The following is a 12,578-nucleotide window of genomic DNA, read 5'->3' on the forward strand; positions in this document are numbered from 1 at the left end:
CTATATGCGCGACTTCACCTGGAAAACATGCCAATCGTCCAATATCGTTCGCACAACGACAGCATCCGATGCCGTCGTTGCGGCGGTGCAGATACCGCTTAAAAGTCCTGCCATTGGCTGTCGTTACCGAGCGCAACCGTGGGCGCGCTCACCGATGCGCGGCGCACGGGTGTTGCCGGTTTCGGCGCGATGGACGTCGGCTTGGCCGGGCGTGCCAACGCGGCGACCTGGGGCGCATCAGCAAGCGTGAAACGTGCGACCGCCTGCGCCAGCTGTCCGGCCTGATCTTCCATCGTGCGTGCGGCCGCGGTGGCTTCTTCCACCAATGCGGCGTTTTGCTGGGTGGCCTCGTCCATCTGGGTGATGGTGCGATTGACTTGCTCGATGCCGGACGATTGTTCCTGCGAGGCCGCGGCAATCTCACCCATGATGTCGGTGACGCGCTGCACGCTGGCGACGATGTCGGCCATGGTGGTGCCAGCCTGGTGAACCAGCTGCGAGCCCTCGGCCACCTTGCTGACCGAATCGTCGATGAGGTGCTTGATCTCCTTCGCTGCACCGGCCGAACGCTGCGCCAAGGTGCGTACTTCCGAGGCAACAACTGCAAAGCCACGACCCTGCTCGCCAGCACGCGCCGCTTCCACCGCCGCATTCAACGCCAAAATATTGGTCTGGAAGGCGATACCATCGATGACCGAGATGATCTCGGCGATCTTTTTCGACGACACTTCGATGCCGGACATGGTGGTGACCACCTGCGCCACCACCGCGCCGCCCTGCGAAGCGACGCCGCCCGCACCGATGGCGAGTTGATTGGCCTGGCGCGCGCTTTCGGCATTTTGTTTGACGGTGGAGGTGAGCTCTTCCATCGAGGCGGCGGTTTCTTCCAGATTGGCCGCCTGTTGTTCGGTGCGCTGCGACAGATCGCTATTGCCGGCGGCGATCTCGCTGGAGGCGGTATGGATGCTGCCGGCGGCCTGCTGGATGCGTCCGATCACCTGCGCCAGCGCTTCGGCGGTGGTATTGGCATCGTCGCGCATGGTGGCGAACACGCCGTGGAAATCGCCGTGCATGCGTGTGCTCAGGTCGCCCTCGGCCAGGGCGCTCAGTAGACGCGATACCTCACTGATGCTCACTGCGTTGGCATCGAGCAGGGCATTGAGTTGTTGCGCCAGCTGCAGGAAAAAGCCTTTTTTTCCGGTGCTGTCGATGCGCTTGGACAGATCGCCCGCCGCAGCGCTGCGCACTACATCGGCCACGTCCACTTCTGCCCGCGCTTCGGCGGTGCGGTCGCGCCATTCGCAGACAAAGCCCAGATGCGCGCCACGCTCGTCGCGGATCGCCGACACGTTCTGCGTGATGCAGGTGGCGCGGTACTGCACTTCGCGTTGCGCTGCACCCTGGCGGTCGAGACGCTGATAGATTTCCGCGTCCTGCGAATTGCCCACTTCCAGCAGCGAGACCGGTTGCCCGACCAGGTTGGCGGTGCGATTGAACGCCGGCGCGCAGGCCTGGATATCGTCTGCATAGGTGTGCAGCAAAGACTGCAGCGCGGTGTTGGTGTAGATGATGGTCAGGTCCGGGTCGGCGATGTACATGCCGGTGGATGCGTTATCCAGTGCAGTGCGAATGCGCAGGTTTTCTGCGGCGATGCTGCGCTCGCGCTCCAGGCGTTCGCGCAGGTCGCGCTGCATGCGCGACAGTGCCGCCATCAGGCTGCGCGTATGTTTTGCCGCAACCGGAATCGGCTGGTCCAGGCGGCCCTCGGCAATGTGTTGCGCGGCGGCCATGGCCAGCTGCGGCTCGCCGCCCATCAGGCCGAACACCGAGCGCAGAATCCAGCCGGCGGCCAGCGCCAGGCATACGAATGCAAGCACGACGGCGCCGCCTTGCTGCCACATCACGCGCTGGCTGTACTGCTCGGCCTGGCTGCGGTTGGCCTCGTTCAAGGCCAGGATGCGCTCGCTGATCGCGCCCATGCGGGTTTCGAGCTGCCCGAACTTGTCGGTGAAATCGCGGTACGCCGCAGCGCTGTCGGCATGCGTTTCGGCCAGCGTCGTGACCTGTTCGGCGGAGGCGATGTAAGCCTGCAGCGCGGGTGCCACCGCTTCCAGCTCGCTACGCAGTGCGGGGTCCAGCGGCAGCTTGCGGTTGGCTTGCACTGCATCGCGAAATTCGCCGGCATGTTCGCCCAGCGATACACGCGCGGCGGCAATGCCGGCATCGTCCTTGTGCGATGCGGCGAGCAGCCCGGCGGTGACGTCGCCGCGCAAGGCGTCGTGCATCATGTCGGCCTGCATGTGGTTGCGCAGCGCATCGGAAGAAATCACCTGCGCGGCGATGGCTTCCAGCAGTCCGCGCTGACCGTTGTAGCCCACACCGCCCAGAGCGAGCAGCGCCAACGCGGCCACCAGCACCAGAGCGCCCAACATATGCATGATCTTCATTGCGCGGTCCGTGTCAGAAGCGGAAAGACAGACCGACGCCGAGGGCGTGGTCGGGTGAGCGGTCGTTGAGGCCGCGGCTGTACACCGCGTCCAGTTGCACATCGTTGTTCAACAGCCAGGCCGAGCCGACATCGAGCAGTGCCACGGTGCCGCCATCGTCGCTCTTGGCGATCTGCGGCAATGCCACTTCGACGAAGGAGCGCACGCGATCGTTCCAGGCTTTGCCCAGTACCGCACCCAAGATACCTGCGGTGTAGCGATGGCCGTCGCCGTCGTCGTCCCAGATCACGCCGGGCATCACGCCGGCAGAGATGCTGTCGCTGAGATCCCATTCGGCCACCAGCCGGAACGACGGACGCGCCCCGTGACCACGCAGGGCCTGTGCGCCGCTGGGCAGATCCACATGCAGCAACCAGGCCAGCGAAGTCTTGCCATCGTCGGAGCTGGCCAGATGATGTTTGATGCCGAGCGAGACGTCGGACATACCGCTGATGTTGGATTCGCCCGGCAGGTCGATGTGCTGCCAGCCATCGGTTTCCAGCCGCAATTCCCAGGTTTGGCCGAGCCCGTAGCGGAATAGCGTCGGTGTGGAATAGCCATCGACGGAGGCATCGCGCTCCCACGCAGCGCTGGTTTCCACCTGCAGCCGATGGTTGCCGACGGTGAGGCTGGACTCGACGAAATCGGGTCGATCGGTCGCGATGGGGTCTTCGGCGCGGGCATGGCCAGCGACGCACAACAGCGCAAGACAGCTGGCGAGAATAGATGACTTCATGGTGACCCCTGCAACGATCAAGTCTCGGACGCATGCGTCTGCGCGTGTTGTCTGCACCAGCGCACATGCGGTGTGTGAGCGGCTGTTGCGGTGGGGCACAGGCAGCCGTTGTCACCCAGGCTAACGGCAACGCCAGATAAATCTTTAAGCATTGCCGATGGGTGGAGCCAGGCAGGGCAGGGTGGCTGTGCAAGGCCGGGCCGCCAGCAGCGCTTGCGTCTGCTTGGTGCGGCCATCACGCAGATGGGTGCTGGCGTTGCGGCAACGCCATGCAGCACGGGTGATGCGTTTGAACGACGTAGCGGGCAATTGTTGGGTGCCACGTGCGTGCCGGCATCGCGCAGGCTCGGTGCAACGCGCAGTGCCTTGTGTGCCCAAGACGGCGTCTTGCACAGATGCCGTCGCTGGATCACGCGTGCTTAGAGCGGCTCGCAAAACGTAGCGAGCAGTCGTCAGGTGGTGTGGGCGGCGCGCTCAGAACTGGAATGTACGCGTGGTGCATGCCGCACCGAACACCGGCCGCGCCCACCTGGCGGTGAGCACGGTGGTTTTGTGAGCTGCTTTTAGAAATCCTGCCACTGGCTATCGTTGCCGGCCGGGTTGGCCGATGGCTTGCCCGACTGGCGCGCAGGTGCGGCGATGCGGGTGCTGCCGGTGGATGCGCGCTTGGACGAGGGCAGGGCACGGACAGCCGGCTTGGCCGCAAACGCAGCGCTTGCGGGTGCGGCCACCTGGCTGAGTTTGAACACGGCGACCGCTTCGGTGAGCTGCCCGGCCTGTTCTTCCATCGCACGCGCGGCGGCGGTGGCTTCTTCCACCAGCGCGGCGTTCTGCTGGGTGGCTTCGTCCATCTGCGTCACGGTGAGATTGACCTGCTCGATGCCGCTGGATTGTTCCTGCGATGCCGCTGAGATCTCGCCCATGATGTCGGTGACGCGCTGCACGCTGGCCACGATTTCGCTCATGGTGGTGCCAGCCTGATGCACCAGCGAGGAGCCTTGCGCCACCTTGCTCACCGAGTCGTCGATCAGGTGTTTGATTTCCTTGGCGGCGCCGGCAGAGCGCTGCGCCAACGTGCGCACTTCCGAGGCCACCACGGCAAAGCCGCGACCTTGCTCACCGGCACGCGCCGCTTCCACTGCCGCGTTCAACGCCAGGATATTGGTCTGGAAGGCGATGCCATCGATGACCGAGATGATCTCGGCGATCTTCTTCGAAGAGACCTCGATGCCTGACATGGTGGTGACCACCTGCGCCACCACCGCGCCGCCATGCGAGGCGACATCGGCAGCGCCGATCGCCAGCTGGTTGGCCTGGCGCGCGTGTTCGGCATTCTGCTTGACGGTGGAGGTGAGCTCCTCCATCGAGGCGGCGGTTTCTTCCAGATTGGCCGCCTGTTGTTCGGTACGCTGCGACAGATCATTATTGCCGGCAGCGATCTCGCTGGCAGCCGCATTGATCTGCGTGGCCGAGGTCTGGATGCCGGAGACAATACCGGTGAGCTGCGCCACGGTGGCGTTGGCGTCATCGCGCATGCGTGCGAACACGCCGGCAAACTGCCCATCCATACGCACGGTGAGGTCGCCCTCGGCCAGCGCGCTGAGCAGGCTGGAAATACGCTCCAGGCCTTGCGAGGTGGTTTCCAGCAAGCCGTTGAGCTGGCGGCCGAATTCCAGATAGAACCCGTGCTTGTCGTCCAGCGCCAGACGCTGGCCGAAATCGCCCATCAACGCCGATTGCACCAGCGCCGCCACTTCCTTCTGCGTGCTGACTTCGGTGCTGACATTGCGCCACAGCAGCATGCTGCCGCTGCGATGACCATCGGCCGCGTACAGCGGGGTCATGGTCAGATCCAGCGTCACCGGGCCGAAGCTGTACCGCTCCGACGTGGTGGACTGCAATTGCTGCAGCTGCTGCGCACGCGCCTTGCCTTCGCTGTCGGTACCGAACACGTAGTCCAGCGGCTTGCCGACCACCGCATCGGCGCTGAAGCCGGTCTGGCCCTTGGCATGGAAAGCCGGCTCGCCGTGCTTGAACGAGGTGTGCAGCGCCTCGGTAATGAACACTGCGTTGTGTTGTTCGTCGGCCAGCAACACTTCCATCTCGGAGTGTTCCAGCGCGGTGCGGATGCGCAGGTTTTCGTTGGCGATGGCGGTGTCGCGTTCAATCCGCGCACGCAGGTCGTCCTGCATGCGCTGCATGGCGCCCATCAGCCGGCCCACTTCGTCCCGACGCTGCACGGTGATGTGGTTATCGAGCTTGCCCGAGGCGATCGCATCGGCCACGCCCACTGCCGATTCCAACGGGCGCACCACCTGGCGACGCAGCAGCAGGAACAACGCACCGCTGAGCACCACCGCCGAACCCAGGCCCACCAGCAGGATCGTCCACAGCAGGTGATGCGCCTGTTGCATGATGGCCGCATACGGCACCACCACGCCCAGCGCAAAACGCTCCTGAGCCTTGCCGATCTGCAGCGGCACATACGCACTCACCGTGCCGTCGGCATCGGGAGTGAAATCCACCGAATCCTTGCCGTCCTTGATCGCGTCGAGCATGGCGCGGTGGCGCGCGTCGGTGAGCGGCTTGCCGATGCGCGCGGTATCGCGCGATGACAGCACCACGCCGGCGGGCGACAGCAGTTCGACATACCCATTTTCCATCGGGCGCAATGCACCCAGGCGCTGCTGCAACGCAGCCAGTGCCACGTCCACGCTCACTGTACCCAGATACTTGCCGTCCTGCAGGATCGGCGTGGACAAGGTGGTCATCAGCACCGTCTTGCCGCCAATCTTGTAGTCGTAGGGTTCGGCAACGGTTTGCCGCAGCAGGGCGCGCGGCTTGAGATTCCAGTCGCCAAGGCCCGGGGTTTCGTAATCGGTGAGCGGCTCACGCACCAGCGTCTGGCCAACGCGCCCCCAATACGTCATGAACCGGCCGGTGGCGTCGTGGCCCTTGGCGTTTGCAAAGTCGCTGTCCTTGCCATCGAAGGCCTGCGCTTCCCACAGCGTGCCCATGCCCACCCACTCGGGGTGATCCTGCAGCTGGTCGTGTATTACCGCAGCCGCCGTATCGCGGCTGATGCCGCCATTGGCGCGTTGCACCAGCAAGCTGGTGGCCAGCGATTGGCCGGTGGTCAGTGCCTGACCCAGTTCGCTGCCGATCTGCTCGGCCTGATAGCGCGCGGCATTCTGCATCGTGGCCTGGGCAGACGCACTCAGGGCACGACTGCTTTGCCAATAGGTGATGGCCGCGGTCAGGCCGAAGCACAGCGAGGCGATGACCGCAGTGCCGAACATCAGGCGGTACGCGAGGCGGCCGCCGAAACGTGAGTGCGTGGAAAGCGAGGTCATGGGCGTGGCTGCAAAGGGAGGGGAGGAACCCGCTGACGCGGATTAGCAGGTAGCGCGATCAGCACCATCAGGAGCGCGGCGGTCAGGCGGGCGCGGACGATGTTCGGAATCGGCATGTACCCCCCGACACCACCTTCCTCCGCGCCCTACCGGTCTGACAGCCACGTGCGACGTGTTGCCGGCCGCTATCAGTAAGCCGCCAACGCCACGCGCTTGGGTGCGCGCACGCCTGCATTGCCATGCTGAGTAGCGGATACAGCAACCACCCGGAACGTCGACACCGCATCGTCCAGCTGCTGCGCCTGCTGCTGCATCGCATTGGCGGCAGCGGTGGCTTCTTCCACCAGCGCGGCGTTCTGCTGGGTGCTCTCGTCCATCTGGGTGATGGTGAGATTGACCTGTTCGATGCCGGCCGACTGTTCCTGCGAGGCGGCGGAGATCTCGCTCATGATGTCGGTCACGCGCTGCACCGAGGACACGATGTCGGCCATGGTCTTGCCGGCCTGATCCACCAGTGCCGACCCCTGCGCCACCTTGCCGACCGAGTCGTCGATCAGATGCTTGATCTCTTTCGCCGCACCAGCCGAGCGCTGTGCGAGCGTGCGCACCTCGGAGGCGACCACCGCGAAACCGCGGCCCTGCTCGCCGGCACGCGCCGCTTCTACCGCCGCGTTCAATGCCAGGATGTTGGTCTGGAACGCGATGCCGTCGATGACACTGATGATCTCGGCGATTTTCTTGGACGAGGTCTGGATGCCGGACATGGTGTCCACCACCTGGCTCACCACCTGGCCGCCCTGCGATGCGACGCTGGCCGCGCCGATCGCCAACTGGTTGGCCTGACGCGCGCTTTCGGCATTCTGTTTGACGGTCGAGGTGAGCTCTTCCATCGATGCGGCGGTTTCTTCCAGATTGGCCGCCTGTTGCTCGGTGCGCTGCGACAGATCGTTGTTGCCGGCGGCGATTTCGCTGGCCGAGCCGGTGATCGAACCGGCCGCCTGCTGGATGCGCCCGACGATGCCGGCCAGCTGCGTGGCCGTGGTGTTGGCATCGTCCCGCATACGTGCGAACACGCCGTGGAACTCGCCGTCCATGCGCGCGGTGAGGTCGCCTTCGGCCAATGCGGCCAGCAGCTCGGACAGCTTGCCCAGGTTGCGGTCGCTGACTTCCATCATTGCGTTGAGGTCGTTGATCATGCGCGCCGAATCGTGCTTGAAGCGCGTTGCATCGCCACGCTGGCTGAAATCGCCGCTGGCCGCTGCCTGCGCCAGGCGCTTGATCTCGGTGTTGATGGCCAGCAGGCTGGCCTTGGCCGCGTCGACCGCTTCGTGCAGGACGGCACGCGTGCCAGGCAGGCGGACCGCATCGCGCGACAGGTCGCCCTGTGCGTATTCGTTGAGGATGCCGATGGCATCGACGATGGCATCCAGGTGCTCGAAGAGCATGGTGTTGATGCCGGAGGCCAGCTCGCCATAGACGCCGGGGAAATCGGTGGGCATGCGGTGGGTGACGTCGTCGCCGGCATGCATGTGCATCATTACCTTGGTCTGCGCGGAGAAGCGCTCCAGGGTGTGCACCATGTCGTCGGTGGCCTTGAGCATCTGGCCGATTTCATCGTTGCCATGTTCGGCAGTGCGCACGCTCAGGTCGCCACGTGCGACGCCCTTGATCGCCGCCAATGCACGCGAGACCGGCTCCAGGATCGAGTTGCCGATCATCCAGCCGACCAGCAGGTTGAGCAGCATCAGCACGCCACCGGCCAGGGTCACGATGCCGGTAAACGCCAGCGCCTGCGACTGGGTGTCGTCCAGATACACACCGGTGCCGATTACCCAGCCCCACGGCTTGTAAAGCGCCGCATACGAGGTCTTCTGTACCGGGTCCTTCTGCCCGGGCTTGGCCCAGGTGTAATCGACATAGCCGCCGCCAGCCTGCGCGGCGGTCACGAACGCCGGAAAAATACGCTTGCCGTCCGGGCTGAGCACATCGGTCAAGGGCTTGCCATTGAGGTCCGGGCGGGTGGGATGCATCAGCATCACCGGCGCCTGGTCGGTGACGTAGATGTAGTCCACGCCACCGCGTGCGCGCATGGTGGACAAGGTGGACAGCGCTCTGCTCTTTGCAGTGGCCACGTCCATCTCGCCCTTGTCGGCGCGCTCGGCGTAGCCGTTGACCACCGCCATCGCCATTTCGATCTGGCTCTTGAGCCCGTCGCGACGCGTATCGGTGAGATCGACGTACTGCATGCGTGCCGCGATGACGGCAAGGATGATGATGCCCAATGCAACGAGCGCGGTTTGGGCGAAGAATTTGCGCTTGAGCGGCACATTGGCCAACGTCTTTGCGAGCGAGCTCTTGAACGTCATGACAGGTATCCAGCGAGAGGATTGTGACCGGGATAAGTCGAATAGCGACCCGGTAATAGAAATGTTGAGCGTTGCGTGACGTCAGTTGCTCCGGCACGGCATGGAAGGCACCGACGTCTGTGCGACACGCCATCGCCTGCGTCGCGACAGCGCCATCTGTTGACGCCTACACACCGAAACATGCAGGCACCGCGCGGCGCGCACGATCCGCTGCAAGGCAGATCACGTGAAGCGGTACAGAATGTTGTCGAGGGAATGGCGGTGGCCGTACTGCGGCCGATCGGCGCACGCCGGAATGCGCTTAGCGGTGCTGCGTCGTGCCGACTTTGGCCACCGAAGCCTGCAGGTTCTGCAGCTCGGTCCAGAGTATCTGGTGGGTATCGCCGGGCTGGCCAAGCGACAAGGCTTGCGCTTGGTACAGGTCACCAGCATGCAGGGCGCGATTGGCCAGACGCTGTTGCGCCAGGTACTGGCCCAGCTGCTGCTGCACCACTGCAAACTGGCGCGCCTGCTCACCCTGCGGCGCAGTGGCCTGGAAATAGCCGGCATGCCGGGCGATGCGTTGACGCAGGTTGCCCATGCGCTCGTCATAGGCCTGCACGCGGGCCGCATCGTGCGCGGCGGCGAGCTGTGCACGTTGGTCGTCGCGCAATTGCACCAGGTCGATGGCAAGCGACTGCAGTGCGCTCACCGGCACGCTGTCCAGCAGCACGGAGACCGGTGCGGCCGGTGCGGCAAACGAGGGCGGCAACGACACGCCCGCTGCCAGCACGGCAACGGCGAATGCGGCGCCCAGCATGTTGCGGGCAGAGCGGATGGAATTGGCGGTGTGCATGCGGACATCCTTCGACATGGCGCGGGCGCTTCCGCCCTCATTGCTGTGTGTATCGGCCGCAGAAGCTTGCGCTTGATCACCTTTCGACCAACGGCAGCGCAGGCGGGTGAATCGTTGGTGTTGTGAAGCGCCCGATGATGCGGGTTTGTAGCGTCCAGATAGCAGAACGCCCCGGTGGTTGGCCGGGGCGTTCTGGGGCTTTGGGTGAGGCGGCGTGAGGACGACTGGTGCCGTGACACTGAGCCGTCCCCTCACCCGAATCCACCTCCGTGCGTGAGGTGGGCGAGAGCCGTGCGCTTAGAACTCGCGCCAGTTCGCCTGGTTATCGGTGGCCGTTGCCAGGGCTGGGCGCGAGACGATCGTAGGTTTGATCGCCGGCTTCGCTTTCACAGATCCAAGGTGGCGGGGCGCACCCGTCGAGGCAACGCTTGCCAGCCGCTGCGGGGCAGGGCGGGTTGCCGTTGCCGGCTGCGTCTGGCCGGGGTGGAGTTTGAAGATCGCCACCGCATCGGACAACTGGCCAGCCTGCTCTTCCATCGCCCGTGCGGCGGCGGTGGCTTCTTCCACCAGCGCGGCGTTCTGCTGGGTGGCCTGGTCCATCTGCGTCACGGTGAGGTTGACCTGCTCAATGCCGGCCGACTGCTCCTGCGAGGCGGCGGAGATCTCGCCCATGATGTCGGTCACGCGCTGCACGCTGGCCACGACCTCGGTCATGGTGGTGCCGGCCTGGTCTACCAGCCGCGAACCTTCGGCGACCTTGCTCACCGAGTCGTCGATCAGGTCCTTGATCTCTTTCGCCGCACCGGCCGAGCGTTGCGCCAGGGTGCGCACTTCGCTGGCCACCACCGCAAAGCCGCGGCCCTGGTCGCCGGCACGCGCCGCTTCCACTGCCGCATTCAAGGCCAGGATATTGGTCTGGAAGGCGATGCCGTCGATGACGCTGATGATGTCGGCAATCTTTTTCGACGAGGCCTGGATATCGGCCATGGTCGCGACGACCTTGCTGACCACTTCGCCACCTTGCGAGGCCACGTTGGCGGCACCGATGGCGAGCTGATTGGCCTGGCGTGCGCCTTCGGCGTTCTGCTTGACGGTGGAGGTGAGCTCCTCCATCGACGCGGCGGTTTCTTCCAGGTTGGCGGCCTGTTGTTCGGTGCGCTGCGACAGGTCGTTGTTGCCGGCAGCGATTTCGCCGGCAGCGGTATTGATCGAGCTTGTGGCCAGCTGGATACGCCCGACGATGCCGGACAATTGCGCGGTGGTGGCATTGGCGTTGTCGCGCATCTGCGCAAACACGCCATGGAACTGGCCCTGCATGCGCTCGGTCAGGTCGCCGGCGGCAATGGCCTGCAGCACCTTGGACAACGCACCCAGATTGCCGTCGGCAGTGGCCATCAACTGGTTGAGGCTTTCCACCATCGCCAGAAAATCATGCTGAAACCGCTGCGTATCGCCACGCACGCTGAAGTCGCCATTGGCGGCGGCCTGCGCGAGCAACTGGATCTCGCTATTCATTGCCGAGAGATTGTGCTTGACCGCATCCATGGTGTCGGTGAGCACGGCCTTCTCGCCGGGCAGGCGGTCCATGTCCTGACTCAGGTCGCCGATGGCATAGCGCGACATGATCTGCGCCAGCTTCATCTTTACTTCGATATGCGATGCGACCAGTGCATTGGTGTCGCGCACCATGGTGCCGTATTCGCCGGGAAACGCCGCCTGATCCATGCGGAAGCTGATCTGGCCAGCGTCGTGCCGGCGCGCCATGTCCTGCTGCGCAGCGGCCACGGCTTTGAGTTGATCCTGCATGCCGCGCATGCTGGTCAACAATTGACCAGGCTCGTCGCGCGGCTGCGGGCCGATCGGATTATCCAGCTTGCCGTGTGCGATCGCCTCGGCCACCTGGGTGGCCTGTTGCAAGGGGCGCACCAGGCTGCGCGAAATCAGCCACGCCAGTGCAGCGGCCAGGCCGGCCGACAACAGGCCGAAGGCGATCAAGGCGCGATTGGCCAGCGCCACACTGCTCAGGATCGTGTCTGCACCGGCGGCGTTCTGCTGGTTCTGCAATTCCACCGCCGCGGCGATCGCCTTGGAGCGGCGTTCCAGCAAGGGCTGCGCTTCGCCATTCAACAGCTGCTTGGCGCCGTCGAGATTGCCATCGCGCACCATGCCGAGCAGGCGGTTGTTGGTGGCGCGGGCAGCGGTGAGGCTGTCCTGGATGGCCTGGCGCGCGCGCATGCCGTCGGTGTTGGTCGGCAGCTGCTGCAGCGCGGCCCACAGTTGTGCGTAATGCGCACGATTTTCCTTGAGCTGTGCATCGACGGCGGGCAGTTGTTGCGGTGCGGCCAGCATGAAGTCGCGCATGTAGCGCTCGCCGAGCATGTTGCTTTCGCGCATCTGGTTGAGCAGCGCGGCCTTGCGATTGTTGACCTCGATGATGATCGAGACCTGGTTTTTGACGGTCTTGAACTCGTACAGCGCCAGGGTGGTGGAGCCGGCCAACAAAACGATCAGCAACGCGAATGCCAACGCCAGGCGTCGCCCGACGGTCAGGGAGTGCAGGAATTTCATGGTGATTCTCTAAGGGAGGGTGGGAAAGAGGTACACCGGTAGCGTTCGCTCGCCAGGTTTCTTAAGCCACTCGGGCTCGCTTGGCACGCTTGCGTTCAGCGCGGTCGACGCCAACACGACGCATTGGCGCGATGCGCAGGGCGGCTGGCGCGTGCAAGGCGATGACACAGGCACCGTGGTTTGCAAGCCTTCTATTGCGCGCTGCTGAGCGCTGTGGGCTACGTGGTTTCCCAG

The 12,578-nt window shown here is 64.6% G+C and carries 6 protein-coding genes and 1 other RNA gene; all 7 read right to left on the reverse strand.

The genetic code is table 11. The features are described 5' to 3' along the window. Positions 1-98: 98 nt before the first annotated feature. The 7 genes from ABQU90_RS16665 to ABQU90_RS16695 all read right to left on the reverse strand — a co-directional run bounded on the left by ABQU90_RS16665 (position 99) and on the right by ABQU90_RS16695 (position 12,344). Positions 99-2,447 carry a methyl-accepting chemotaxis protein gene (locus ABQU90_RS16665; RefSeq protein ID WP_323523020.1) on the reverse strand — a complete coding sequence of 783 codons (2,349 nt, stop codon included), beginning with the start codon at positions 2,445-2,447 and terminating at the stop codon, positions 99-101. A 13-nt stretch (positions 2,448-2,460) separates the two neighbouring features. Next, positions 2,461-3,222 (reverse strand): transporter, encoded by a 762-nt coding sequence (locus ABQU90_RS16670; RefSeq protein WP_323523019.1) that lies wholly within the window; start codon positions 3,220-3,222, stop codon positions 2,461-2,463. 426 nt (positions 3,223-3,648) lie between these two features. After that, a non-coding RNA gene (locus tag ABQU90_RS16675) (sX9 sRNA) lies at positions 3,649-3,724 on the reverse strand. A gap of 61 nt (positions 3,725-3,785) precedes the next feature. Beyond that, positions 3,786-6,575 (reverse strand): methyl-accepting chemotaxis protein, encoded by a 2,790-nt coding sequence (locus ABQU90_RS16680; RefSeq protein WP_323523018.1) that lies wholly within the window; start codon positions 6,573-6,575, stop codon positions 3,786-3,788. Positions 6,576-6,763: 188 nt separating this feature from the next. Next, positions 6,764-8,941, reverse strand: a complete 2,178-nt coding sequence (locus tag ABQU90_RS16685; protein WP_323523017.1) for a methyl-accepting chemotaxis protein — start codon at positions 8,939-8,941, stop codon at positions 6,764-6,766. A 301-nt stretch (positions 8,942-9,242) separates the two neighbouring features. Next, entirely contained in the window at positions 9,243-9,776 is a 534-nt protein-coding gene (locus tag ABQU90_RS16690) for a hypothetical protein (RefSeq protein WP_323523016.1), read from the reverse strand. Between the two features lie 297 nt (positions 9,777-10,073). Further along, positions 10,074-12,344, reverse strand: coding sequence for a methyl-accepting chemotaxis protein (locus ABQU90_RS16695; protein WP_323523015.1), 2,271 nt, complete (start codon positions 12,342-12,344; stop codon positions 10,074-10,076). Positions 12,345-12,578: the final 234 nt, after the last annotated feature.

This window comes from Xanthomonas sp. WHRI 10207 (assembly GCF_040202975.1).
Classification (GTDB): Bacteria; Pseudomonadota; Gammaproteobacteria; order Xanthomonadales; family Xanthomonadaceae; genus Xanthomonas.